General features: G+C 68.0%; 26 protein-coding genes. 7 read left to right on the top strand and 19 right to left on the bottom strand.

The genetic code is table 11. The annotated features are described in order from the left end of the window. Positions 1-53 precede the first annotated feature (53 nt). Positions 54-836, top strand: coding sequence for a helix-turn-helix domain-containing protein (locus tag L1Z78_RS03805; protein WP_234640230.1), 783 nt, complete (start codon positions 54-56; stop codon positions 834-836). A 181-nt stretch (positions 837-1,017) separates the two neighbouring features. Beyond that, positions 1,018-1,614, top strand: coding sequence for a thiol:disulfide interchange protein DsbG (gene dsbG, locus L1Z78_RS03800; protein ID WP_234640229.1), 597 nt, complete (start codon positions 1,018-1,020; stop codon positions 1,612-1,614). 13 nt (positions 1,615-1,627) lie between these two features. Here the strand turns inward: dsbG and L1Z78_RS03795 are convergent, their stop codons facing one another. The 3 genes from L1Z78_RS03795 to L1Z78_RS03785 are packed head-to-tail and all read right to left on the bottom strand — an operon-like array spanning position 1,628 to position 7,445. Continuing rightward, on the bottom strand, positions 1,628-3,052 hold the full coding sequence (locus tag L1Z78_RS03795) for an efflux transporter outer membrane subunit (protein ID WP_234640228.1): 1,425 nt from the start codon (positions 3,050-3,052) through the stop codon (positions 1,628-1,630). Positions 3,053-3,057: 5 nt separating this feature from the next. Beyond that, positions 3,058-6,207, bottom strand: coding sequence for a multidrug efflux RND transporter permease subunit (locus tag L1Z78_RS03790; protein ID WP_234640227.1), 3,150 nt, complete (start codon positions 6,205-6,207; stop codon positions 3,058-3,060). 26 nt (positions 6,208-6,233) lie between these two features. Continuing rightward, positions 6,234-7,445, bottom strand: a complete 1,212-nt coding sequence (locus tag L1Z78_RS03785) for an efflux RND transporter periplasmic adaptor subunit (RefSeq protein ID WP_234640226.1) — start codon at positions 7,443-7,445, stop codon at positions 6,234-6,236. Between the two features lie 139 nt (positions 7,446-7,584). On the opposite strand from L1Z78_RS03785, the gene L1Z78_RS03780 reads away from it, so the two are divergent. Together L1Z78_RS03780 and L1Z78_RS03775 are read left to right on the top strand one after the other, a co-directional pair. Continuing rightward, the gene (locus tag L1Z78_RS03780; protein WP_234640225.1) at positions 7,585-8,151 is read left to right on the top strand and encodes a TetR/AcrR family transcriptional regulator; all 567 of its coding nucleotides are present in this window, start codon (positions 7,585-7,587) and stop codon (positions 8,149-8,151) included. A gap of 84 nt (positions 8,152-8,235) precedes the next feature. Continuing rightward, a complete protein-coding gene (locus tag L1Z78_RS03775; protein WP_234640224.1) occupies positions 8,236-9,141 on the top strand; it encodes a LysR family transcriptional regulator in 906 nt (301 codons plus the stop codon). Positions 9,142-9,403: 262 nt separating this feature from the next. On the opposite strand, the gene L1Z78_RS03770 is transcribed toward L1Z78_RS03775, so the two are convergent. Then, entirely contained in the window at positions 9,404-10,357 is a 954-nt protein-coding gene (locus L1Z78_RS03770) for a ferritin-like domain-containing protein (RefSeq protein WP_234640223.1), read from the bottom strand. A 309-nt stretch (positions 10,358-10,666) separates the two neighbouring features. Here L1Z78_RS03770 and L1Z78_RS03765 point away from each other — a divergent pair, with 309 nt between their 5' ends. Then, complete coding sequence (locus L1Z78_RS03765) at positions 10,667-10,975, top strand: hypothetical protein (RefSeq protein WP_234640222.1); 309 nt, start codon at positions 10,667-10,669, stop codon at positions 10,973-10,975. A gap of 221 nt (positions 10,976-11,196) precedes the next feature. Beyond that, positions 11,197-12,258 carry a helix-turn-helix domain-containing protein gene (locus L1Z78_RS03760; protein WP_234640221.1) on the top strand — a complete coding sequence of 354 codons (1,062 nt, stop codon included), beginning with the start codon at positions 11,197-11,199 and terminating at the stop codon, positions 12,256-12,258. 10 nt (positions 12,259-12,268) lie between these two features. Here L1Z78_RS03760 and L1Z78_RS03755 read toward each other — a convergent pair whose 3' ends face one another. Continuing rightward, a complete protein-coding gene (locus L1Z78_RS03755; RefSeq protein ID WP_234640220.1) occupies positions 12,269-13,219 on the bottom strand; it encodes an NAD-dependent epimerase/dehydratase family protein in 951 nt (316 codons plus the stop codon). A 109-nt stretch (positions 13,220-13,328) separates the two neighbouring features. Between L1Z78_RS03755 and L1Z78_RS03750 the strand changes: the two genes are divergently transcribed. Further along, positions 13,329-13,802: a MerR family transcriptional regulator gene (locus L1Z78_RS03750; RefSeq protein WP_234640219.1), complete on the top strand. Its 474-nt coding sequence runs from the start codon at positions 13,329-13,331 to the stop codon at positions 13,800-13,802. 7 nt (positions 13,803-13,809) lie between these two features. On the opposite strand, the gene L1Z78_RS03745 is transcribed toward L1Z78_RS03750, so the two are convergent. From L1Z78_RS03745 to L1Z78_RS03680, 14 genes are all read right to left on the bottom strand, one after another. Beyond that, positions 13,810-13,971, bottom strand: a complete 162-nt coding sequence (locus tag L1Z78_RS03745; protein WP_234640218.1) for a hypothetical protein — start codon at positions 13,969-13,971, stop codon at positions 13,810-13,812. A gap of 44 nt (positions 13,972-14,015) precedes the next feature. Further along, on the bottom strand, positions 14,016-14,411 hold the full coding sequence (locus L1Z78_RS03740) for a hypothetical protein (RefSeq protein ID WP_234640217.1): 396 nt from the start codon (positions 14,409-14,411) through the stop codon (positions 14,016-14,018). A 172-nt stretch (positions 14,412-14,583) separates the two neighbouring features. Next, entirely contained in the window at positions 14,584-15,300 is a 717-nt protein-coding gene (locus L1Z78_RS03735) for a TadE/TadG family type IV pilus assembly protein (RefSeq protein ID WP_234640216.1), read from the bottom strand. 15 nt (positions 15,301-15,315) lie between these two features. Further along, positions 15,316-15,933 carry a tetratricopeptide repeat protein gene (locus L1Z78_RS03730; protein ID WP_234640215.1) on the bottom strand — a complete coding sequence of 206 codons (618 nt, stop codon included), beginning with the start codon at positions 15,931-15,933 and terminating at the stop codon, positions 15,316-15,318. Positions 15,934-16,071: 138 nt separating this feature from the next. Then, positions 16,072-16,458: a DUF192 domain-containing protein gene (locus L1Z78_RS03725; RefSeq protein ID WP_234640214.1), complete on the bottom strand. Its 387-nt coding sequence runs from the start codon at positions 16,456-16,458 to the stop codon at positions 16,072-16,074. 51 nt (positions 16,459-16,509) lie between these two features. Beyond that, positions 16,510-17,370, bottom strand: coding sequence for a type II secretion system F family protein (locus L1Z78_RS03720; RefSeq protein WP_234640213.1), 861 nt, complete (start codon positions 17,368-17,370; stop codon positions 16,510-16,512). 63 nt (positions 17,371-17,433) lie between these two features. Next, positions 17,434-18,276 (bottom strand): type II secretion system F family protein, encoded by an 843-nt coding sequence (locus tag L1Z78_RS03715; RefSeq protein ID WP_234640212.1) that lies wholly within the window; start codon positions 18,274-18,276, stop codon positions 17,434-17,436. Positions 18,277-18,279: 3 nt separating this feature from the next. After that, positions 18,280-20,058, bottom strand: a complete 1,779-nt coding sequence (locus L1Z78_RS03710) for an ATPase, T2SS/T4P/T4SS family (RefSeq protein ID WP_234640211.1) — start codon at positions 20,056-20,058, stop codon at positions 18,280-18,282. Positions 20,059-20,076: 18 nt separating this feature from the next. Next, positions 20,077-21,315, bottom strand: a complete 1,239-nt coding sequence (locus L1Z78_RS03705) for a type II and III secretion system protein family protein (protein ID WP_234640210.1) — start codon at positions 21,313-21,315, stop codon at positions 20,077-20,079. 207 nt (positions 21,316-21,522) lie between these two features. Then, complete coding sequence (gene cpaB / locus L1Z78_RS03700; RefSeq protein ID WP_234640209.1) at positions 21,523-22,527, bottom strand: Flp pilus assembly protein CpaB; 1,005 nt, start codon at positions 22,525-22,527, stop codon at positions 21,523-21,525. 7 nt (positions 22,528-22,534) lie between these two features. Beyond that, the gene (locus L1Z78_RS03695; protein ID WP_234640208.1) at positions 22,535-22,741 is read right to left on the bottom strand and encodes a hypothetical protein; all 207 of its coding nucleotides are present in this window, start codon (positions 22,739-22,741) and stop codon (positions 22,535-22,537) included. Further along, entirely contained in the window at positions 22,738-23,481 is a 744-nt protein-coding gene (locus L1Z78_RS03690) for a hypothetical protein (protein ID WP_234640207.1), read from the bottom strand. Before L1Z78_RS03690 ends, L1Z78_RS03695 begins: the two co-directional genes overlap by 4 nt. Then, positions 23,475-24,278 (bottom strand): hypothetical protein, encoded by an 804-nt coding sequence (locus tag L1Z78_RS03685; RefSeq protein ID WP_234640206.1) that lies wholly within the window; start codon positions 24,276-24,278, stop codon positions 23,475-23,477. The genes L1Z78_RS03690 and L1Z78_RS03685 overlap by 7 nt, the downstream gene beginning before the upstream one ends. A gap of 11 nt (positions 24,279-24,289) precedes the next feature. After that, positions 24,290-25,150, bottom strand: a complete 861-nt coding sequence (locus tag L1Z78_RS03680) for a hypothetical protein (RefSeq protein ID WP_234640205.1) — start codon at positions 25,148-25,150, stop codon at positions 24,290-24,292. Between the last annotated feature and the right edge of the window lie 5 nt (positions 25,151-25,155).

Below are 25,155 nucleotides of genomic sequence, written 5' to 3'. Positions count from 1 at the left end.
CGAATGACGACACGCCGCCTGTGCAAGCATCACGGCCAACAGGAGTACAGAAGATGGAGACCCATGAGCCGGTCATTCCCACGCCGGCACGCAACGCCCTGACCCCCGAGGCCGTGCGTGAACTGGGACGGCCCACGTTCCATGCCACGTTGCTGCGGGGACTGCATGACGCCGTGGGCGCCGATCACCTCACCCATCTGCGCTACGACCGCGGCGGTCGCATCGGCTATGCGCGCTGCGCCAGCCTGCGCGATCAATCGATGATCGAATGGACCACGGACGTCTATGTCGACCGCCTGTACCTGCGCGACCCCAACTACGAGCGGGTCTGCCACGGCACCCGGGATCACGCCCGGGACCGCGCCTCGCAGGTCCACCTGACGGCCTTGTCTTCGCAGAGCATCCGCGACACGGAGTACCGCCAGGAACTGTTCGAGAAGCCGGGCTTTGCGAGCAAGATCTCCCTGCTGGGATTCTGGGAAGGTCATGCCTGCTATGTGAACCTGTACTTCTCGCATGCGGTGTCCGGCGACACCACCACCCTGCTGCACTGCTGCGCCCCGTTGCTGATCGCACTGGCACAGCGCCATGGCGAGATCGTGGGGGCGCAGCCCACGCCGCTGACGGAACCGCTGTCCGGGATGGGCTCCCTGTCCACCCGCGAACGCCAGGTGGCGGAGCTTCTGTGGCAAGGCCGCACCGCCAAGGAAACCGCCCGCGCCCTGCAGATATCGCCCACCACCGTGCTGACCTACAAGGCGCGGCTTTTCGAAAAGGCCCAGGTGGCCAACCTGAAGGAATTCCTCCTGAAGGCGCCGTCACGATCGCCACGCTGAGCCCCCTCGGGCCGACAATGCCGTAGCGGGGAAGACTTGCGTCAGCGATTTCCGGGACCGAGGGAACGCAGCGCGGGCACACTGAATCACATCTCCCGCCGCTGTTCCCACAGCACCCGGTGTTGCACGCCTGCCGCGCGGCGCTACCCCCTCATTCATTCGGCCGATCCAAGGAGTTTCCATGCCTTTTCAACGCACCGCAGTTTCTGCAACCCTGGCTGCCAGCCTGTTTCTGGCGGCAGGATGGGCAGCCGCCGCGGAAGGAGCTGCAGTGACCCGTGCGGCACCGTCCGCTGCCGCCAGGGCCGCGGACGACAAGGTCCGGTCACAGCTGGAGGCCACCACCTGGGTGCGCGACGGCAAGGCCGAGGCACCGCGCGTGATCTATACCTTCACCGACCCCAACTGCAAGTACTGCCACAAGTTCTGGGAGGCCGCACGCCCCTGGGTGGATGCGGGCAAGGTGCAGTTGCGCCACATCCTGGTCGGCGTGATCCGGGACGACAGCGCCACCAAGGCAGCCGCCATCCTGCAGGCACCGGACCGCGCGGCCGCCCTGCTGGAGCATGAGAAAAAGGCCGGCCAGGGCGGCATCGCGCCTGCCTTCAGCGTCGGCCCCGACATGCGCAAGGCGCTCGACGACCACCACAAGCTCATGCTGTCGCTGGGCTTTCGCGGAACGCCGGGCATCGTGGTGCTGCAGGAGGCAGGCAGCGTCAAGGCCTATGGCGGCATGCCGCGCGAAGCCGCCTTGCCCGAGGTGTTCGGGGCGCTCTGAGGCCCCTGCGGATTCACAGCGGCCCGCAAGCGCTCCAGCCGCCGCCCAGCGCGCGGAACAGCTGGGCCAGCGCAACCTGGCGCCGGGTCACGGTGTCGATGTAGGCCCCCTCGTTGGCGAAGGCGCTGCGCTGGGCATCCAGATAGCGCAGATGGTCGTCCACGCCGGCGCGGTAGCGTGCCTCGGCCAGCCGCAGGGCCTGGCGGCTGCTGTCCAGCAGCGCCAGGCGCGCGGCTTCCTCGCGCCGCAGCGTGTCCGTGGCGGCCAGGGCGTCGGCCACTTCGCGGAACGCGGTCTGAACGGTCTGCTCGTAGGCGGCCACCGCCATGTCCTTGCGCACCGCGGCCAGGTCGAGGTTGGCACGGTTGCGCCCCCCATCGAACAGGGGCAGCGTGACCTGGGGCGAGAACGACCAGGCGCGCTGGCCCGAGCGGAAGAGATCGGACAGCTCGGCGCTGGACGAGCCCAGAAAACCGGTCAGGGAGATGCGCGGGAAGAACGCCGCGCGCGCGGCGCCGATGTCCGCGCTGCGCGCGCGCAGCCGGTGCTCGGCCGCCTGGATGTCGGGGCGGTGGATGAGCAGCTCCGAAGGTGTTCCGGCCGAGATGTCCTGCAGCAGCAAGGGGGCCTGGGCCGGCTGCTCGGGCAGGTACGGAGACAGGTCGGTGACGCCCGTGAGCAGCAGCAGGGCATTGCCGGCCTGGCGCAGCTCGCGTTCGCCGCGCTCCAGGTCGGCACGGGCCTGGGCCGCCAGTCCCAGCGCTTCCTGATGATCCAGGGCGGTGGCCGCGCCCGCCTTGCGCCGCTCACCGGTCAGGCGCAGCGACGCCTCCCGGCTTTGCAGTGTGCTCCTGGCCAGCTGCAGGTGACGCATCGCGCCGTCACGGGCCAGGTAGGCCTGCACCACCTCCGCGCCCAGGCTGATCCTGGCGGCGCGTGCCGCCTCTTCGGTGGCCAGGTATTCGCCCAGCGCCGCCTCGGACAGGTTGCGCACGCGGCCGAACAGGTCCAGCTCGAAGGCGGCCAGCCCCACGCCAGCCTGCCAGTTGCCTTGCACCTGCGGCTGGCCGGAGGCGCTCAGGTCGCCCGGCAGCCGCTGGCGCGTGCCGCCGGCCTGCAGGCCCACGCCAGGCAGCCGGTCGGCGCGCTGTATCTGGTACATGGCGCGCGCCGCCTCCACGTTGAGCAGGGCCTGGCGCAGGTCCCGGTTGTTGGACTGGGCCAGGTCCACGATATGGCGCAGCCGCTCGTCGGCGATGAAACCGTTCCAGTCCAGCGTGGCGGCGGCCGATGACAGCGTGAGCGCGGCCTCCTCGCGGGGCCATTGCGTGGGGATGGGGGCATCCGGGCGGTGATGGACCGGTGCGAGCGAGCAGCCCGCCAGCACCAGGCCGGCGGCGAGGGCGCACAGGGCGCGGGGGAAGAAGGACATGGACATGGCACTCATTCGATGGCGGTGGCTGGAGCCTGCAAGGCGGAATGGGCGGCGGCTGGCGCCTTGCGCCGGAACAGGGACAGCACCCAGACGAAGAAGACGGGCACGAACACCACCCCCAGCAGCGTGGCCGACAGCATGCCGCCGATCACGCCGATGCCGATGGCCGCCTGGCTGGACGCACCCGCGCCCGAGGCCAGCGCCAGCGGCACCACGCCCAGGATGAAGGCCAGGGAGGTCATGACGATGGGCCTGAAGCGCTGGCGGGCCGCCTGCAAGGCGGCATCCATGAGGGAATGCCCCTGCGCATGCAGGTCCTTGGCGAACTCCACGATCAGGATGGCGTTCTTGGCGGCCAGGCCGATGATGGTGATCAGGCCCACCTTGAAGTACACGTCGTTGGACAGGCCCACGGCCGAGGTGGCGAGCACCGAGCCCAGCGCGCCGATGGGCACGATCAGCATCACGGCGGCGGGAATGCTCCAGCTCTCGTACAAGGCCACCAGCAGCAGGAACACCACCACGATGGCCAGGGCGAACAGCTTGGGCGCCTGCGCGCCGGCGGCCCGCTCCTGGAAGGACAGCGCCGTCCACTCGTAGCCTATGCCGCGCGGCATCTCGGTCATGATGCGCTCCAGCTCGGCCATGGCCTCGCCGGTGGTATGGCCCGGCCTGGCGTCGCCCGAGATGCGAAAGGCCGGATAGCCGTTGTAGCGCGAGATCTGCACCGGCCCGCTTTCCCAGCGCACCGTGGCAAAGCTGGACAGCGGCACCTGCTGCCCGCTGGCGTTGGGCACATGCAGGCGCAGCAGGTCCTCGGGCTGCGCGCGGGCCTGCGTGTCGGCCTGCACCACCACGCGCTGCAGGCGGCCCGCGTTGGGAAACTCATTGATCACCGCCGAGCCGTAGGCCGTGGACAGCGCGGTGTTGATGGCGCTGAACTCCACGCCCTGGGCCTGCGCCTTGCGGCGGTCGATGTCCAGCCGCAGCTGCGGCGCATCCTCCAGGTTCTCCATCATGGCGTAGGCGATGATGGGCGAGGCATTGGCCTTGGCCAGCAGCTGGTCGCGCGCGGCGGTCAGTGCCTCGCGGCCCAGGTTGGCGCGGTCCTGCAGGCGCAGGGCGAAGCCGCCGGAGTTGCCCAGGCCGTCGATGGACGGCGGATCCAGGGCCATGACGGTGCCGTCGGACAGGCTGGCGAAGCGCTGGTTGAACGCCTGCACTTCGTCCCACGATGCCTGGCCCGCGCCGCGCACCGACCAGTCCTTGAGCGTGACGAAGGCCAGGGCCGCGTTCTGCCCCATGCCCGAGAAGCTGTAGCCCATCAGGAATTCGGCGTGGGCCGTGGCGGGACGGCTCGCTATGTATTGCTCCATGTCCTGGACCATGGCCTTGGTGCGCGCCGTGGTCGCGCCCGGCGGCAGTTGCACGCCGACGATGTAGTAGCCCATGTCCTCATAGGGCACGAAGGACTCGGGCATGCGCGTATAGGCCACGCCCAGCACGCCCACGATGGCCGCATAGACCAGCATGCAGCGGCCGGCGCGCCGCACCAGGCGCTGGTTGAGGATGTCGAAGCGCGCGGTCAGGGCCGCGAAACGGCGGTTGAACCAGCCGAAGAAGCCCTTCTTTTCCTCGTGGTGGCCCTTGGCGACCGGCTTGAGCAGCGTGGCGCACAGTGCCGGCGTGAAGGTCAGCGCCAGCAGGCCCGAGAACAGGATGGAGACGGCCAGCGACAGCGAGAACTGCCGGTAGATCACGCCCACGGAGCCGCTCATGAAGGCCAGCGGCAGGAACACCGCCACCAGCACCAGCGTGATGCCGACGATGGCGCCCGAGACCTGCTGCATGGCCTTGACCGTGGCAGCCAGCGGCGACAGCCCCTCCTCGGCCATGATGCGCTCGACGTTCTCCACCACCACGATGGCGTCGTCCACCAGAATGCCGATGGCCAGCACCATGCCGAACATGGTCATCATGTTGACCGAGAAGCCCAGCGCATACATCACGCCCAGGGTGCCGGCCAGGCACACGGGGACGACGATGGTGGGGATCAGCGTGTAGCGCAGGTTCTGCAGGAACAGCCACATCACCAGGAACACCAGCACCACGGCCTCCACCAGGGTCTGGATCACCTTGCCGATGGCCACCTCCACGAAGCGCGAGGTGTCGTAGGGTACGGAATACTGGATGTCGGCCGGGAAGTTCTGCGACAGCTCGGCCAGGCGGGCCTTGACGGCCTGGGCGGTCTGCAACGCGTTGGCGCCCGGCGCCAGCTGCACGGCGGCGGCCACGCCCTGCCGGCCATCCTCGCGCGAGGAAAAGCTGTAGTCCAGCTGGCCGATCTCCAGCCGTGCCACGTCGGCCAGGCGCACCACCGAGCCATCGGCCCGCGCGCGCAGCACGATCTGGCCGAACTCCTCGGGCGAGGCCAGCGTACCCTTGACCGCGATGGTCGCACTCAGTTCCTGGTCGGGCCCCGCGGGCGTGCCTCCGAAGCTGCCCGCCGGCACCTGGGCGTTCTGGGCGGCGATGGCCGCATTCACATCGGCCACCGACAGGCCGTAGCCCAGCAGCTTGCGCGGATCGACCCAGACCCGCATGGCCACGTCGGCGGCGAAGAACTGCACCTTGCCCACGCCGGGGATGCGGCGGATCTCGTTGTTGATGTTGCGCACGGCGTAGTCGGACAGGGCCACTTCGCTGCGCTCGCCGCCGCCTTCCTTGTAGGTCAGCGAATAGATCATCAGGAAGTTGGCGCTGGCCTGCTCGACCTGCAGGCCCATCTGCATCACGGAGGCGGGCAGGCGGGCCTCGGCCTTCTTGATGCGGTTTTGCACTTCCACCTGGGCCAGCGCGGGCTCGGTGCCCGGGGCGAAGGTGGCCGTGATCTCGGCCTGGCCCGTGGAGCCGCTGGAGGAGTCGAAGTACAGCAGCCCCTTGGTGCCGTTGAGCTCCTCCTCGATGACGCTGGTCACCGATTCCATCACCGTGGTGGCGGAGGCGCCCGGGTAGGTGGCCGTGATCGAGATCTGCGGTGGCGCCACGTTGGGGAACTGGGCGACGGGCAGCGCCGGTATCGCCAGCAGGCCGGCGAGCATGATGAAGATGGCCACCACCCACGCGAAGTTGGGGCGGCTGATGAAGAACTTGGACATGGTCTATTCCTTGGGCACGCGCGCGCTCATTCGCCGCAGGAGCCGGAGCTGCCGCAGGCGCTGGAGGTGCCGGAAGGCGCTTGCGTGGGGACGGTCGTCACCCGCACCCGGGCCCCGGGCTGCAGGCCCGCCATGCGGCCGACCACCACGCGCTCCCCCCCCTGAAGGCCCTCGGCGATATGCCATTGCGCGCCGTGCATGGCGGCGGTCCGCACGGGCCGTGCCTGCACCTTGTCCTGGGCATCCACCACCAGCACCTGGGCCTGGCCATCGGCACCGCGCTGCACGGCCCGCTGCGGCACGAGGATGGCGGCGGGGTCCACGCCCTGCCCCACCGTCACACGCACATACATGCCGGGCAGCAGCATGCCATCGCGGTTGTCGAACCGGCCGCGCAGCACCATCTGGCCCGTGCCACGGTCCACCGTCACATCCGAGAACATGAGCCGACCCGTGCGTTCCAGGCCCGTGCCATCCACCTTCAGGGAAACCGGCGTGCCCTCCCTGCCGTCCCTCTCCTGGGCCTGTGCCAGCCGCCCCTCGGCCAGGGCTGCGCGCAGACGCTGTGCGTCGGACACGGGCTGCTGGAAGTCGGCGTAGACCGGATCGAGCTGCTGGATCAGCGCCATGGCCGTGGCCTCGCCCTGGCCGACCAGGGCCCCCTCGGTCACCAGGGCACGTCCGATGCGCCCGGAGATGGGCGCCTTGACCGTGGCGTACTCCAGGCTCAGGCCGGCGGCCTCCACCTCGGCCTGGGCCGACTGGCGAGCGGCCTGGGCGGCCTTCAGGCGGGCCTGTGCAGCCTCGAAATCCTGCCGGCTGACCGCCTCGATGGCCACCAGGGGTTCATTGCGGCCGACCACGGCGCGGGCATCGAGCAGCGCCGCCTCGGCGCTGGCCAGCTGTCCCTGGGCACGCGACAGCGCGGCGCGCAGGGGCGCCGGATCGATCTGGAACAGCACCTGGCCCGCCTTGACGTCGGCCCCCTCCTCGAAATGGCGGCGCAGCACGATGCCCGCCACCCGGGCGCGCACCTCGGCCACCCGCACGGGCTCGATGCGGCCCGGCAATTCGCTGGACAGGGCCAGGCGCGCCGGCTCCACCGTGACGGCCTCCACCACGGGCAGCGCATCGCCCGTCGCCGCCGGTGCCCCGTTCTGGCCGCAGCCCGCCGCCAGGGCCGCCAGCACCAGGGCCGCCAGGGGCAACCCACGCCGTTTGTTCAGACGCATGCTCATTTTCACAACCTGCTTTGAGTTCGATACGAAGGACGCGATGGTACAAAGATAGATCAAATGAGTCAATATCGATTCATATCGTCTGATAAATGATTCACACGATAGAATCCGGACACTTTCCAAGGAGGCATGACGAGCGATGACGAGCACCAAGCAAGAGGACGAAGGCAAGCTGCTGAGCGCGCTGGCACTGGCGTTGCTGGACGCCCCCCAGGCCAATCTGCAGGAGCTGGCACGCGCCATCGGCATCAGCAAGGCCACGCTCTACCGCTTCTGCCCCACGCGCGACCAGCTGATCGACCGGCTCATAGCGCATGCCGCCGACACGCTCAGCCGCGCCATGCGGGCGGCCGAGCCGGAGCGATCCTTGCCGCTGGAGGCCTTGCGCCGGCTGTCGGCCCACTGCCAGGAGCACCAGACGCTGCTGCTGTTCCTGATGTATTTCTGGCGCTCCGACGTCTCGGTGGTCCAGCAGATCGAGCACGAATGGACGAGCACCATGGACGCCTTCTTCCTGCGCGGCCAGCAGGCCGGGGTGTTTCGCATCGATATCCCGGCGGCGGCGATGACCGAGCTGTGGCTGTCCATGATGGTCGGGCTGCTGGACGCGGAACGGCGCGGCCGCGTGGCACGGGCGGGACTGGCGACCTTGCTGGAGCAGGCCTTCCTGCACGGGACCCTGCAGCCCGGGGCCGCAGTTGGATAGAAGTCGATGAATGGATCGACGCGAGAGAGCAAAATCGATGAATGGAATATTCCTGGCTCACATTCATGAACAGCATTCATTCAAATGCTTGAGCGCATCCACCTGACCATCGTCCGGGAAGTGGAGCGCCAGGGTTCGCTGACCGCCGCGGCCGGCGTGCTGTGCCTCACGCAGTCGGCGCTGAGCCACAGCATGAAGAAGCTGGAGCAGCAACTGGGCACGGACATCTGGCTGCGCGAGGGCCGCAGCCTGCGCCTGACGCAGGCCGGCCAGTACCTGCTGGCCGTGGCCCAGCGCGTGCTGCCCCAGCTGGACCAGGCCGAGGAGCGGCTGCGGCAGTTCGCCCAGGGCGAGCGCGGCGCGCTGCGCATCGGCATGGAGTGCCATCCCTGCTACCAGTGGTTGCTCAAGATCGTCGCTCCTTATCTGGCCGCCTGGCCCGACGTGGAGGTGGATGTGAAGCAGAAATTCCAGTTCGGCGGCATCGGTGCGCTGTTCGGCTACGAGATCGATCTGCTGGTCACGCCGGACCCGCTGTTCAAGCCAGGCCTGACGTTCGTTCCCGTGTTCGACTACGAGCAGGTGCTCGTGGTCTCCAGCGGGCACGCCCTGGCCGGCGCGGACTTCGTGGAGCCCGCCCAGCTCACGCCCGAGGTACTCATCACCTACCCCGTGCCCACGGACCGGCTGGACATCTACAACCAGTTCCTGATGCCGGCCGGCGTCATGCCCAGGCGCCAGAAGGCCATCGAGACCACGGACATCATGATGCAGATGGTGGCCAGCGGCCGGGGCGTGGCCGCCCTGCCCCGCTGGCTGGTCCAGGAGTACGCCGGCAAGCTCGACGTGGTGCCCGTGCGCCTGGGACAGCGGGGCATTGCCAAGCAGATCTTCCTGGGCGCACGCGAGGTGGATCTGGCCACCGACTATCTGCAGGCCTTCATCACGCTGGCGCGACAGCCGCTCGCCGACGCAGCGGCTCTCCCCTGACGGGCCATCGGACCTGCCAGGGTCGTGGCTGCCGTGGACCCGGGCGAAGCAGCCACGGGCCTGGCTTGCGAAGCCCTGCCTACACGACGGAGCGCGAGATCGGGTCCGTCATGAGCACGATGGCAAGAATGACCGCAGAGATCGCGGTCCAGAGCAGCATCTGCAGAAAGTGGGTCATGGAGCCTCCGCAAAGTGATGCGCATGGGGCATGCACGGGCAAGAGGCTGCCTGCTGGTGAGGCCGCCTCTTGCCAGGCGCCCCATCAGGGCGCGGCGCGGTAGCGGTTGCGCAGGTCGCGCACCTCGTCGTGGTTGCGCTGCGCGCCCTGGGCCTGGCGCTCCACCACCGCGCGGATGGCCGGTGGCAGCGGCTGCCTGAGTGCCTTGCGGTACTGGGCCACGGCCGCATCCTCGCCACGCTCGCATTCTTCCAGCACCGCCTTGTCATCCTGCGAGGTCAGGGCCGTCTTCACCGACACCCAGCCACGATGCAGGGCACCGGCCACGGTACCGCCCGAGGCAGGCTCCTGGCCCAGCTTGCGGATCTCGGCCTCCAGTTCCCGGGCGGCCGCTGCGCACTCGGAGGAGTGGCGCATGAACAGGGTCTTCAGATCCGCCGCATCGGCGTTCTCCGCCGAGGTGCGAAAGCCGTACTCGCCGTCGCGGCAGGACTCGAGCAGGTCATTGAGCACGTCGGCCACATCGCCATTGTCGATATCGCCGGTGTAGGCCGCAGCCACGGTGGCGTCGGCCACATCGCGGCGGGCCGCGCGATCCCAGGCCGCGCGGGCGGCAGGCCGGGCCTGGTCCCATTCGAGATGGCTGGTGCCGCGCCGGCTGGTCCATTGGCGCTCCCACTCCGACTCGAAGGCATCGAAGTCGGCATCGGGACGCGCTGCCGCGCTCCATCCCAGCTCGTAGGCCGGACGGTATTCCTCGTAGCTGCGGCCAGCCACATAGTAGGGCTCGTGCTGGTAGGCATCGCGCCAATAGGCGTCTTCGACCGTGGGGTTGACGGCCTCTGCCGCACCCTTGCCTGCCAGCCCGCCGACCACAGCACCGGCCACGGCACCCACGGCGGCACCGGCGGGACCGCCCATGGCGCCGAAGGCTGCACCGGTGACGGCTCCGCCTGCCGCGCCTATGCCGGTACCCACAGGATGCGCGCCCGGCGCGTCGGACAGAGGATCGCGGTTTGCGGGATTGGTTTGCGTCATGGGATGTACTCCTTCGCAGTTGCAATGGGTCCTATCCTGATCGCCACGGCGGGCGACAGACGTGCGCCGTCATGGCCATATGCCGTAGGAAGGCGGCCCCCGGACCGCACGGACATCGCGCCAGACCTTTGTGGACATTGTTCGCACGTGCACGGCAGGGCAATCGGCGTGCCTGCTGCGCCAGCCAGGCGGCACAGGCATGTTTCGCTCTCGCGCTTGAGATGCGGTCCCACGCAGCCCCTGCGCACATGCGACGAGCATGGTCCAAGCGCCGTCTCACGGACCGAGCGCGAACGAAAGGAACACGCGATGACAGACAAATCCCTGCACCCTGCCCCTACCGGCAGTACGCCCCAGCCGTCAGGCAAGGTCTCCACCAGAAAACCCGGACAGGTCGGCACGGCCCCGCATGCACCTGGCGCATCCGGCGCCGCCGAGCCGGGCCTGCGCCTGCCCCATGAGCGCGACCAAGGCCTCGATGCCACCAGCCGCTCTCCGGATCCCGTGATCCGGCAGGCCCATGACGACATCGCGTCCGGACAGGTGGATACCGACATGCGCCAGATCCCGGGACTGGATGCGCAGCAGCGCAAAAAGCTGGTACGCCAGAAACGCTAGGAGGGCCTGGACACGCTGCCACGAAGGCCTGCCTGGCGCCACGGAAATGCAGTAGCATCTCACACTCGCTTACAACAGTGCAGGATGGACCGATTGCCTCTTGCCGCTGAAGTCCCCTCCCGCCGGGCGGGCCATGGCACGCCGACGCGGCGCGCCTCGCAGGCCAGCGGGAGCCGGGGCCGCTGGCCTCATCGGCGCTGCCTGAAGATCGAACACCTGCCATGCAGCCCCCTTCCACCGCCCTGCCCAGCACCATTTTCGCCACCAGCCAGGCTTCGCAGGAAGAACGCTTCGAAGCCTGGCGCAGCAGCATCTCGGTGCTCTTCGACGTGGCTCCGGTGGCACGGGATACGACCGAAGAGAGCTTTCATGCCTCGCTGCATGCCGTGCACCTGGGCCAATTGCTGCTGGGTGACCTGCATTTCGGTGCCCAGCGTTTTTCGCGCGGCCAGGCACGTGCGGCCCACGATGGCCTGGACCACTACCTGGTCCAGTGGTATCGCAGCGGTGGCTTCATGGGCCGGCATGGCGACGACAGCGAACTGCAGGTCCGTGCCGGCGATGTGGTCGTGTTCGACATGGCGCGCACGCAGCACACGCTGGCCAGGGGCTCGCATGTACTCTCGCTGATCGTGCCCCGCAGGCTGGGCGATGCGGCCCTCGGCGCGGCGGGCCCGGGCCTGCATGGCACGGTGCTGTCCGCCGACAGCCTCTTCGGCGGCCTGCTGTCCGACCACCTGGGCGCCCTGCACCGGCGACTGCCCGGCATAGGTGCAGCGCAGGCCGACGACGTGGTCCACGCCACCATGCAGATGCTGGCGGCCTGCCTGCGTCCCAGCCAGCGCACCCTTGCAGAAGCCCGTGCTGAAGTGCAGGCAGCGACGCTGGGGCGCATCCAGCGCCATATCGCACAGAACCTGGGCACGCCCCTGACGCCGGATGCACTGTGCCGCAGATTCGGAATCTCGCGCCACAGGCTCTACCAGTTGTTCGAGCCCGAGGGGGGCGTGATGCGCTATGTGCAGCAGCGCCGGCTGCAGCGGGCCTTCCATACGCTGTCCAACCCGGCCTGCCGGCGCCTGAAGGTGGCGGACGTGGCCGCGCGACTGGGTTTCGCGAGCGAAGCGCATTTCAGCCGCGCCTTCCGCGCCGAGTTCAGCCAGACACCCAGCGATGTACGCGCCATGGCCGAGGCCGCAAGGGCCAGCCGCATGAATCCGCCTGTGAACTCGACTCCGGCCTCCGTGGAATACGCCGACTGGCTGCTCGGGCTGATGGCCTGAGCGGCCAGGATCAGCCGCGGTGCATGGAGGGCAGGCCCTCCCACTCCCGCCGGATCTGCTCCAGCCCCTGCGCATAGGTGGTGACTTCGAATCCGGGGAAGCGGTGCTTGAACCGGCTGGAGTCGAAGAGGTTGTCCTGCCCGTAGCGCGGCAGCAGCTCACGGATCTCGCGCACCTGCCGGGACAGGAGGCCTGCGGCCGCGAAGCTCCATCGGCCTATGACGGTGTAGCCGGTCTCCCGGCCGAACACCTTGCCGGCCAGGGTGATGAGCTCCCGGTAGGTCAGCCGCTCATCACAGCACGGCAGGTGCCAGGTCTGCCCGAAGGCATCGGAGGCATTGCCCAGGGCTGCGAGCGCACGGCTGGCATCGGGTGTCCAGATCAGCGTTCGCCGCGTGTCGTCACGGATAGGCACGCGGGGCCTTTGGCCAGCCTTGATCCGGTCGATGACCAAGGCATTGGTGAAACTCTGCGTCTTGCCCGCTCCATAGAACTCGGGCGCCCGGCCGATGAGCACCGGGATGTCGCCGCGCGCCATCTCCTCGAGCACCATGCAGGCCATGGCCGCACGCACCCGCCCCTTGCGCCCCACCGGCTCGAAGGGCGTCTCCTCGGTCTGCAGCCGATCATCCTGCGGGTACATGTAGGTGTTGTCGAAGTAGGCGAAGCTGGCGCCCTCGGCCCGGCAGGCATCCAGGGCGTTCTTCAGCATCACGGGGAACTGGCTTTCCCACAGTCCGGTATCCGGCGGCAGGCCGGCCGTGAAGTAGACGATGCGGCTGCCCCGGACCGCCTCGGCCGTCTGCCGCGCATCGAGCAGATTGGCCGGCACCAGGCTGTCCGTGTCGTTGACCTTGCGCGGATTGCGGCTCACGAGCCGCACATCGCCGGTGTGGTTTCGCCGCAGCTCCCGTGCCAGCTCCGTGGCGATCTGTCCGTTCGCACCCAATATCGTCTGCATCTGCGCCCGCCTTCCGTCGTTGACCGCGTATCTGTGGAAAGCAGGTTAACCTTGAAGCAAGGTTCAATGTCAATCACGCATCACCACGGAGCCCTCGGGCGCAAAGGCCATGAAGATCGGAGAACTCGCGCAGCACACGGGCCTGACGCCTTCGCGCATCCGCTTCTATGAACGCATCGGCCTGCTCAAGGCCGCACAGCGACAGGCCAACGGTTACCGCAGCTACGGCGGCGATGCCGTGGTGGCGTTGAGGCTGATCACCGCCGGGCAGCGTGCGGGCTTCAGCTTGGATGAGCTGCGCGCCCTGTTGCCGGGCGACCTCGCGCAATGGGAACATGGCGCCGTGCTCGACGCCCTGCACCGCAAGATCACGGACATCGAAGCCTTGCAGGCGCGGCTGGCGCAAAGCAAGGCACAGCTGGTCGAACTGATGGAGCAGATTGCAGCCCGGCCCCGGGACATGGATTGCGCAGCCAACGCCCGGCGCGTGCTGTCCAGGATGCAGTGGGCGCAGGCCGAAGCAGAATCGGCGGCCCGTGGCCGGCCCCGGAAATCCTCCGCCGCAGCCAATCACCGGCGCTGAGAAGTCCTCACTGCCCCTTGCGCAGCGAGACCGGCGTGCCCCAGACAGGGTCGGGCACCCCCTGGCGGCCCAACGTGGTCACCTGCATGGGGACAAGCCGCGACATCAGCTTTTCCTGCTCGGGGCTCAAGTCGGCACGCGTGGCCAGATAGGTCCGCGTGAACTCCATGGGCACCGGCAGCGTGTGACCGACACGCCAGGGCTCGCGCCGGTTCAGGGCAGCCTGCCTATCTCTGCCTGCAGCGCCGCGATGTTCTCCTCGTGCCGGCGCAGCCGGGCACGCCGCTCTTCGGCCTGCGGTCCCGTCTGTGGCCCGTCCGGTGAACGCAGCAGGCTGGCCTGCTGCCTCTCCTTGTCCAGCTCCATCTCGAGAATCTGCCGGCGTTCCTGCTGCGCGCCGTCGGGCCGGCGAACGCCGGCCACGGTCCCGGGGCGCGCCGCCGGCGCACCTGCGGCGGCTGCGGCATGCCGTGCGGGACATGTCGCGGCCCGGGCATTGCCTCCTCCACCCACGATGAATTCGACCGAGTCGCGAGTGCAGCGCCCCGGTTCCTCGGCAGCCTTCAACTCCTTCACCAGCCCCTGGGCAGCACAGGGAAAGTGCGCCATCAGGGCACAGAGCGCCGCGGCTGCCACGGCTGCGGCATGGCGTGCATGGAGCCCTGGCCATCCCTTCATCACCACCCCACGGACAGGGGCGTCCTGCCACTGGCGCCAGCGACGGACGGAATGCGGCTGGTCTTCATGGCGCTGTGGCCCGCCTGGACCGGGAGGGTGCCACTCAGCCACGGCGCGATGCAGGCGTCTGCATCTGCACGGTGGCATAGGAGACGATGGGGACCCGGCCCTGCAGGTAGTAGACACAGTCCGAGACCTCGCCCATGGGGCGCAGCGACGGACGTTCCCAGCCGCGCACATCGGAATCTGCCGTCATCAGGGGGCACATGATGCGCTTGACGATGGCCTGCATGAGCGGAACCTTCAGTTCATAGGCATAGGTCACCTTGATGCGCAGCACATTGGCATCGCGCAGGGAGATACCGGCCCCGCGAATGGGGGCCGCCGTGCGGAACTCCAGGTTGTCGTTGGGAATGGTGGTCACGCCGGCACGCGTGATGCCGTAGATGCGAAAGGCCTCGTCGGAGGGGCTGAGCACCGACAACTTGACGTTGAGCCCCAAGTTGACCGCCGCCAGGGCCTGCGCATAGGCGCCGGCCAGCCGCGCCGCGTCGCTGGATTCGAAGGCATTCTGGTAGAAGGGCACCAGGCCCTTGGCCAGCGAGTTCTTGATGGCACTGGCCTGGGCCCCGTTGACCGAGCCATGGCGCGCCGCCATGAAGGTGGCGTTGTTGAGCGTGAGCTTGGCCATGTACAGAAGGCCGGCCTGCAGCAGGACGAAGGTCAGCAGGATGGCGATGGGCCCGACGATGATGAACTCCGTCAGCGATGCGCCGCGTTGGCGTGCGGCGTGCGGCCTCCTGCGATGTGGGTGCACCATGGCCACGGTCCTGGCTCAGGGCGCTGCCTGCAGCCCGGGCCGCGGCAGCTGGATCTGCGCTTCGGAGGGTGCGACCGTGCGTGCGGCCGCGCGCGCCGGGTCCTGCACGCGTGCCACGGCCTCCGGCCGTGCGGGGCTGGCCAGCGCTCCCTGGACATTGCGCCCGAACAGGGGCGCGAGATCGGAGCGCAGCCGCGAGATCTCCTCGCGCACCTGGGCAGGCGCGTTTGCCATGCTCAATCCTGCGCGGTTGATCGCCATGTCGGCCTGCGACAGGCGCACCAGGCCAAGGTTGTAGGCGGCCCGCGCATCGTTGCCGTCGATGCGCAGCGCCGCCTCGAAACCGGCTGCGGCCTCGGCGAGGTCACCCGACAGCGCGGCGGACGCGCCATAGCCGAACCACAGCTGGGCATTGTTCGGATAGATGGAAGTCAGCTGCTTGAACTGCCGGGAGGCCCCCAGCCAATCGCCACGCGCGTAGGCATCCTCGGCCGCCTGCAGCGCGGCCCGGGATTCGTCGGCTTCGGCCCTGGCCTGCGCGCCGGCCTGCTCCTGGGCCTGAGGTGCCTCGGCCTGTGCGGCCCGCGCCGATGCGCCTGGCGCGGAGCGTGCCTGTGCCATGGATCCGAGCACACCCGGAGCTCCTTCGAACGGATTGGCCGCGGGCTGCGCCGGAGCAGCACAACCCGCGAGCGCGGCAACAGCCAGAAGAACAGTGGCAAGGCGTGGTGTCAGGAGGGTCATGGCGGTGATATGCATGAAAGGCGATGGTCAATGTGCACGGCTGGTGCTGTGCGGGGGCATGTCCGGGTTGTGGCGTGCGATGCGGCATCCGGCCTCGATGCCCAGGGCCCGGGCCTGGCCGGCCCGCAGCTCCAGCACCTCGCTGGCCCCCAGGCGCCAGCGAAAGCGCCAGGGCGCGACATGCGCGCAGACACGCAGCACGCGGCCCTCTTCGTCAAGAAAGGCCACATCGATGGCATAGGCCATGCCCACGGTATGGATGCTCGCGCAGCGCGTGATCCACAGGCCTTGCTGCGACTGCAGCGGCGCGCGCCAAAGCAGGCCGCGCGCACGCTGCGCGAAACTGCGCGCCGTGGCCACGCGGCAGGCCGTGGGATGGCCGTCCACATGCAGCACAGGGGCGTGATCGAACATGGTTTCAAGACTTGCGCGCATCGGGGAGCGGGTGGGACACAGGCCAGGACATCACAAGCCCGAGGCCAGGAACTTCATGGCGATCGGAAAGCCGATCACGATGAACGTGCAGGGAAAGATGAAGAAGATCAGGGGGCCGAGCATCTTCACCGGTGCCTCCATGGCCATCTTCTCGGCACGCAGGAAGCGTTCCGTGCGGCGCTGCTCGGCCTGTGCCCGCAGGATGGGCCCCAGGCTGGAGCCGGTCTTCTCGCCCTGGATCAGCGCCGAGACGAAGCTGGTCACGGGCGGAAAGTCCAGCCGCTGCGCGAAATCGCGCAGCGCGTCGATGCGCGCCTTTCCGGCGCGCACGTCGCGCAACACGCGATTGACCTCCAGGGTCAGCGGCCCCTGCGTGCTCTTGGCCACGGCCTGCTGCATGGCGCCGGAAAGGTTGAGCCCGGCCTCGATGGACAGTGTCAGCAGATCGATGAAGAAGGGCAGGGCCTTGAGAATGGCCAGGTTGCGCTTCTTGGTGACTTCGGCCAGCCACAGGTCCGGATAGAAGAAGGCCATGGCAGCCAGCACCAGCACCATGGCGAGGCCGCTGGAACCCAGCATGGACTGGATGAGCAATCCCAGCAGGGCACCCGCCATCGAGGAGACGACCTTGCCCGCGAAGAACTGCTGCGCACTGAGCGCATAGTCCTGGCCGCCGCGGCGCAGGGCCAGGGCGTAGCGCTCCTCGCTGCGGCTGCTGATGGCCCAGTGCAGGCTGGAAGCCAGGAGATTGATCAGGGGCCAGGTCATGCGAAACAGCTTCGGCGGCTTGTCCTTGTAGGTGCGGTCCTCGTCGGGCGCCTGGCGAAACAGCCGGTAGGTAGCCGCCAGGCCCACGATGAGCGCCAGCGCGAGCAGCAATGATGCGATCATCCCCTGCATGGGATCCTCCTTGCATGACGGTGGCAAGGTCTCGCCACCCGTGTGGAATCCGGCCTAGACATCGATGGTGACGATCTTCTTGATGAACACCCCTCCCATGATCAGCAACACGCCGATCACGGCCATCACGGCCCAGCCGTAGTAGGTGGTGAACAGGGGCTCCATGGCCTCGGGCTCCATCTGGAACAGAACGAAGGCCAGGAACAGCGGCAGCAATCCCACGACGATGCCCTGCAGCTTGCCCTGCGAGGTCAGCGCCTTGATCTTGCCCTCCATGGAGGATTTGGCCCGCAGCGTGGAGGCCAGCCTGTCCAGCACTTCCGAGAGGTTGCCGCCGACTTCCTTGGAGATGGTGACCGCCGAGGCCAGCAGCCGCACGTCCTCGACGTCGACGCGCTGTGAAAAGCTCTCGAAGGAGTCCTCCAGCGACACACCCAGCTTTTGCTCGCGCAGCACCATGGACATCTCCTGGCAGAACGGGGGCGGCGACTCGGTCGCCACGAGGTCGATGGCCATCGCCAGGCTGGCGCCCGAGCGCAGCGCCCCGGCCATCATGTTGAGCACATCGGGCATCTGCTGGACCAGGCGCTGTTCGCGCCGCTTGCGAAGAAAGCCATAGGCGATGCGCGGCAGCACGAATATGCCCACAGCCACGAGCACGGCAAGCGGCAACGCGCCCGTCACGATCCATACCAGCGGCGGCACCACGGCGACCATGCCGATGTTGATGAAGAACAGGCGCTGCGGGTCGATGAACAGAAACATGTCCTCGAGCGAGAGCTTGGCATCGGTCGTGAACTTCGCGCGGTAGCCCCCCCAGGTCATGCGCAGGAACAGCAGCACCAGCACGACAGAGCCGGCCGTGCAGGCAGCGACGAGAAGCGGCAGCCAGTCCATGTCTCAGGCCGCCTTGCGGAAGATTTCCAGGTCCACCTCCACGCCGATCTGGCGCAGCTTCTCGTAGAACTCCGGAACACTGTCGCAGCCCGTGAAATAGCCTGCGGTCTTGCGCTCGGGCGTGAAGCCCGTCTCCACGAACTCGAAGAGATCCTGCAACTGGATCTTGCCGCTCTCCACGCCCGTGACTTCGGTGATGCGCGTGATCTTGCGGCTGCCGCAGGCAAAGCGCGTCTGCTGAACGATGAGGTCCACGGCGGAGGCGACCTGCTCGCGGATGGCCGTCACGGGCAGATCCATGCCCGCCATCATGACCATGACCTCCAGGCGTGCCAGCATGTCGCGCGGACTGTTGGCGTGGGCGGTGGTCAGTGATCCGTCATGCCCGGTGTTCATGGCCTGCAGCATGTCCAGGGCCTCGCCGCCGCGGCACTCGCCGACGACGATGCGGTCCGGCCGCATGCGCAGCGAATTCTTCACAAGCTCGCGGATCGCGATCTGGCCCTTGCCCTCGGCATTGGCGGGGCGCGACTCCAGCGAAACCAGGTGCTCGTGCGGCAATTGCAGCTCGGCTGCATCCTCGATGGTCACGATGCGCTCGCCCACGGGAATGAAGTTGCTCAGGATGTTGAGCAAGGTGGTCTTGCCCGAACCAGTTCCGCCCGAGACGATGATGTTCTTGTGCTGCTGAACGGCCACGCGCAGGAACTCGACCATCTGCTCGTTGGCCGATCCGAAGCGCACCAGGTCCGAGGCCTCGAGCTTGCGTTTGGCGAATTTCCGGATGGTCATCGACGGCCCCTTGAGGGCCAGCGGCGGAATGATGGCATTGAAGCGCGAACCATCCTTGAGACGTGCATCGACCAACGGCGAGCTCTCATCGATGCGGCGACCCACGGGCGCCACGATGCGCTCGATCACGCCCATCACGGCCTTCTCGCTGGAAAACGCCAGGGGAACGCGCGACAGCCTTCCCTCGCGTTCGACGAAGATCTCGTCGACGCGGTTGACCATGATTTCCGTGACGGAGGGGTCGGCCAGCAGCGGCTCGAGCAGGCCCAGGCCGATGGCCTCGTCGCGCACTTCCTGCATCAGGCGGTCCCGGTCCACATGCGCGGGAATGCCGGCCGGCATCTGCTGGAAGATCTCGCGGATCGCCTGCTCGGTGTGCAGCCGCAGCTCGGCGTCCGACATGCGGTGCACGTCGGTGCGGCGCATGTCGAAGGACTCGATCAGCTTCTCGTGGATCTTGCGCCGGTACTCCAGCCACTGCTCGTCGATCTGCACGCTGGAGTGATGGCGCACCCCGGACCCCGGAGAGGGGGCGGCCCGTGGGCCCGCGGCCCCGGGCACGGCATGCAACGCCACGGCCACGGGCGGGCGCTCCGTTACCGCAGGGGCTTGTGGCGCAAGGGCAGCGACGGGTGGGGCCCCCGACGCCGATTCCGGCATGACCACGGTCTCTCCATGCCTGGCCGGATCGCCCTGCTGGCGGCTCCAGCGCACCAATAGCCTGTGGGGGCCTATGCGTATGGCCTCGGTGGGCTGCAGCGGACCGAATGTCGTGATCTTGGCGTCCTTGACGTAGGTCCCGAACATGGTGCCCAGGTCGCGCACGAAGGCCTGTTCATTCGACACGAAGACTTCGGCATGCTCCTTGTGAACGGTCCACCCGGGCAGCACCAGATCGGCGTCCGCGCCACGGCCGATACGGCAGCGCGTGCCCTCGATGGTCACCGTGCGCTGCTGCCCGTCAGGGCCCTGGATATCGAGATACAGCATTCTTGTTTCCGATGGTTTTCAGCGCGCCAGCTTGCGTTCGATCATGGAGCGGACTTCCTGCAGGTTGCCGTAGGCGCTTTCGCTGGCCAGCAGGGCCGCGCGGTCGGCGGCCGGCGTGTGCAGGCGCGGAGTGACCACGACCAGCATCTCGGTCTGCTCGTTGCTCAGTTCCTGGGTGGAGAAAAGTCGTCCGACCACCGGGGCACGGCCTATGACGGGGATGCCTTCCTTGTTGCGCGCGCCCACGCTCTTGAGCAGCCCCGAGATCACCAGGGTCTCGTTCTGCCGCAGGCTGACCTCGGTCTCCGTGCGGTTGGTGGAGAAGGCCACGAACTCGCCCGTGCCGTTGGAGCGGTCGGGCTGGCTGACCTCGGCCACGATGGTCGAACGCACATTGCCGGCCTTGTCGATCACGGGCTTGAACTCGAGGATCACGCCATAGGGCTTGTAGACCACACTGATCTGGCCGAAGCCCGAGCTGACCGGAATGGGTACCTCACCGCCCACGCGCACCTTGGACGCGCCACCGCTGACGCTGCTGATGCGCGGCTCGGCCAGGGTCCAGCTGTCGCCATTGGATTCCAGGAAATTGAGCACCGAGGTGATCTGCGTGGCAAGCCCGAAATAGGAGATGAAGGGCCTGGCCGAGTTCGTGACGGGATAGCCCTCCTGGTTCAGTCCCCGGAAGGTGGAATTGGCATAGAAGTAGCCCGAGGTCGCGAAGGTGGGGCCCGCGACGCCGAGATTGCTCCATTTGACGCCGATGTTGTCCAGCGCCCGCTTGCGCACCTCGACCACCTTCACATCCAGCTGCACCATGGGCTCAGGCACGACCGTGTACTGCTCCTCGGGCCGCTCGCGCACCAGGTTGAGCACCAGCGGATAGGCCTTGGCGATCTTCTGGATCTTTTCCGCGGAGGCCTGGTTGGCATAGGTTCCGTCGAGCACCACACGGTCGCCGACAGTCTGCACGCTCACACCCGGGTCATAGGACAACAGGCGGCGCAGATCGGCAGCCGTGCGCTCATTGTTGTCGGCGCTGATCGACACCTCATACTGAATCTGCCGACCGTTGCGCAGCCAGACATAGAGCGTGGTCGTGCCAGGGCTTTCCCCCATGAGAACGACCTGCCGGTCGGCCACCACGGAAGCCGTCAGCAGCTTGCCGTTGCCGATGGCAACACGATCCACGCCGGACTGTGCCAGTACACGCACCTGGCCGACGTAGAGGGACAGTGGCGCGGCGGATGCAGCCACCGGTCCGGGCACGCCACGACCGCCTTCCGCGGCCGGGTGGGCAGCAAGGCCCTGTCCCGGACTCGACGGCGGCACTTCGGGAGGAGCGTCCGCTGCCGCCGAACCGCACAAGGCAAGGCCGAGCAGTGCAATCAGGGAAGACCTCGGGAGGAAAAGCTTGTTCATGGAGATATGAGACGAATCAGGAAGCAGGGCAGTCGGCCGCGCTCAGTGCGTGGAGGCGGGCTGCGCCAGGGATGGGAGGTTCGGGGCGGCGGCCGGCCCGCTGACTGCACCCGCCGCAGCGGCGGCGCCGGCTCCCGCACCCACCCCCATCAATTCGCGAGTGACCGAATCGAGCTGAGCCCGCTGTTGCGGAGCCTGGGCGCTCGAATCGAGTACGGGCGTGCGGTTCACGCTGCCTCCGCTGCCCGAGCCACCGATCAGGAACTCGACCAGGCGGCCGCTGCGGTTGGTGCTGGTGCCTGCGACCACATCGTCCAGGGTCAGGGGCTCGCTGGGATTGCGGCTCTGGTCGCCGGGCGCGCGCAGCACGGCCGTCAGCCGCCCCCCGGACTTGGCCGCGATGATGCGTGTCGCGTCCTCGGGCATGACGTCGAGGGTGACGTGGGAGTAGGCGCGCGCCGTTGCCTCCCCGGCCGCCGCCGCGCCCTTCTGCGACTGTCCCGTGGCCAGCACTTCGACGTTGGACAGCATGGGGAAGGTCAGCTCCTTGTCCCCGCTGCCCTGGCCGGTGCCGGAGCGCGCGGTCAGCATCAGGTCGATGCGGTCGCCGGGCCGCAGCATGCCCGAGATCGAGCTGATCTCGTCCACGTCGATGGTCAGGGCGCGCCTGCCGTTCTTGAGCGTGGCCGCGAAGACCTCGCCCCCCCGGCTGGCCGTGTAGCTGATCTGCAGCGGCTCGCCACGGTCCATGTCCACGAGCAACGCCTGGCCGTCGATGCTGTCGTAGGTCTCGGGCGTGACCATGTTGCGATTGACGTAGTCCGATGGAATCTGGCGCACCGAGACGCTGCCCGTGTCGATCACATCGCCCGCGTGCATCGGCCGGTTGGCCACGACGACGGCCTGCAGCGTCTTGCCGCGCGTGGCCGCTTCCTCGATCTCCGAGATGCGTGAATTGATGGCACGGTTGCTCAGGTAGAAGGCGCCGCCGCCCAACGCGATGGCGGCAGCCAGGAGAAGCCAGTTCTTGTTGATGGATACAGCCACGGAAACCTCAGGGCAGCGAAATGTAGAAAGTCAGCGCGCGATAAAAGGCCTTGAAGGCCTCCACCAGCATCTGTGGCGTGTTCGGGCTGGAGAACAACACCAGAACCACGAGCACGCAGACGACGCAGTACTCGACCATGGCAAAGCCTGTGGTGCGGGTTCTCGCGCGGTGATCGCGGGCAGGCACGCCCCTTGTCCCTTTTTGCGTATTCATTCGAAGGTCACGAGATTGGTGTTCATCACCGTCAGGCCGTTCTGCACGTCGGCGCCCACGGACACGTCCAGCTGCTGGCGGTCACGGCCATACATGCGCACCATCGCTGCCGGCTTGCCGTCCAGCGCGTTCTGCTCCTGCAGCAGCTTCCATCCGCCACGCAGCAGGCTGGCGTGGTACTGGGCTGCCAGTGTGGCCACGCTGTCCTTGCTCATCCACAGCACCTGCTTGCTGCGCTTGCCGGCATCAATGGACTCGACCACGTTGACCGCCTGGGCGCTGCGCATGGGCGCAGGTATGCCCGAGGCATCGATGCGCGGCTCTATGCCCTGGACCCGGGATACCGACAGCGTGCCTTGCGAGCCGCCGCCCGCCGCCTCGCGCAGCTTGACCAGCAGGTAGAACGGCCCGTGCGGGCGACCCAGCAGCGTGTCGGCTCCCGCCGGCGTGACGGCGATCTGGGACGGCTCGCCCTTGCCCGCCTGCCAATGCGCCTTGTAGTAGGACACCACCTCCTCCCTGGAGGCCTTGCTCTCGAAGCTCTGCACCCGCATGGGCACGCCGTTGATGCGCATGTCATCGGACACCCACTGCACCTTGGACTGCGGCGGCTCGGGGATCTGGGGCCAGGGCGTCGCTCCATAGGTGAAGGAAGGCCCTGCAGCGACCCACGAAGCCAGTGACAGGAGCAGGGCGACACATGCGGCGGCACGCCCCCGCACGGGCAATCGACCTAGCATTTGTTGCCCTCCTGCCACCGGTACTCCACGTCCCGCTCCTGCGCGTCGCGCAGGCTGCCCGTGGGAACATAGTCAGGCAGCACGATGCCGACATCGGGCGTATGCCGCTCGAACGGTGTCATCAGGGTACCCAGCACGTCCATCACGGGTTCGATGTAGCCGCCCAGCACGGCACGCCGCACGCGATGGCAGGTGGACTCGCTGCCCCCCCTGGCGCCGCTGGCATTCCAGGCGCCGGCCGCGATGGCCGTGGCCCCGGGCAGGCCCACCTGGACATTCCTGAGTGCGTCGAAGCGCACGACATCGGCCAGCGACACCGTGACCTCGGCGCGCATGGTGCCGCCACGGGGCAGGCCGAAAACGGGTTCCGCAACCTTCTGCTGCAAGACACCCAGTGCATCGCCAGGCAACCTGCCCAGGTCTCGCTCGGTGATCACCACGCGATTGAAATCCTCCAGCAGCGGCCGGTATTGCACATCACTCCACAGAGGAATGCGATGGGAGTCGGGGCGATCACGCAGGGGACTGTCGCGATAGGCGATCTCCTGCTGCCCCGCCTTGCGCTGGAGGAAGAAGCGCGCACGCGCCTCCTGCGCCAGGTCACTGGCGCTCTTGGCACGCCCGAGGGGGTCCTGCGCTCTCTCGAAGGCCACGTAGCGGCTGGCCTGTATGGCCGAGTGCTTGACGTCCGCATAGCGGGCCAGATAGTGCAACCCCAGGAACATCGGGGCCAGCACCAGCAGGCAGACGAGAAACTCGGTCGTGGCCTGACCCGCCTGTGAAGTGCGCCAACGCATGTACGGCCCCATCAGCGGCCCGCATCGCCAAAGCCACGCGCATCGGCGGGTACCTCGAAGATGCCGGCGGGCAGGGATTTGCCGACTTCCACGCGGATGGCGCGTTCCGAGGAGCGCGCGGCCTGCTGCGCGGCCTGGACCGAGGCTACGGGATGCGCGGGTGCGAACCGCCGGGCCTCGACGACAAGATCCCGGTCCGACCCCGGGTACTTGAGCCAGGGCTCGAGCAGGCAAAGCCGGCCCGGGCTGCCTTCGGGCGCCGTCCAGCGGCAGTGCAGCGCCGTGCCGGCGATCGCCATGCGCTCGCCGGCCATGGCAGCGGGATCCGCGGCCGGTGCCGCAGGCATGCAGGCCCCGCTTTCCTGCCGGCGGCTGCCGCCGCCCGGCAGTTGGGGATCGTAGACGACCTCGACCGAGCTGCAGGCATCGGGATGAATGGTCACCGACCGCGTGCGCGTCGCCACGGGACGGCAGCTCTCGCCCGGGCCAGGGCCCCAGCGGCCACGGTCTATGGCCGTCACGGTCCTGACCTGCGCATGGCGCACGCCATCGAATGCCTCCTGCGTGAACGTGGTCTCCAACGCCAGGATCTCGGCGTCGGACAGGCTCCCGCCCCGGGTCGCCTCGCCGTCCGCCGAACCGGCCTGGGCCCTGGCGTTGCGACAATCCTCGATGACGCTGCGGATCGCCTGCACATAGGCCTGGGGATCATCCCAGCGCGTCTCACGCTCGATCAGCACGGTGGTGGCGCCCTTGGATGCAACCGCCGCAGAGCCGTCCGATACGGATCCGCCCTCTCTTGAGCAGGCAACGAGCGACAGTGCGGCCAGGGCCGCCAGGAGCACGGATTTCTTGTGTCTGGACATCGGCATGCAAT

It is taken from the genome of Delftia tsuruhatensis, from assembly GCF_903815225.1.
Taxonomy (GTDB): domain Bacteria; phylum Pseudomonadota; class Gammaproteobacteria; order Burkholderiales; family Burkholderiaceae_C; genus Comamonas; species Comamonas tsuruhatensis_A.
This window is presented reverse-complemented; position numbering and strand designations above follow the sequence as displayed.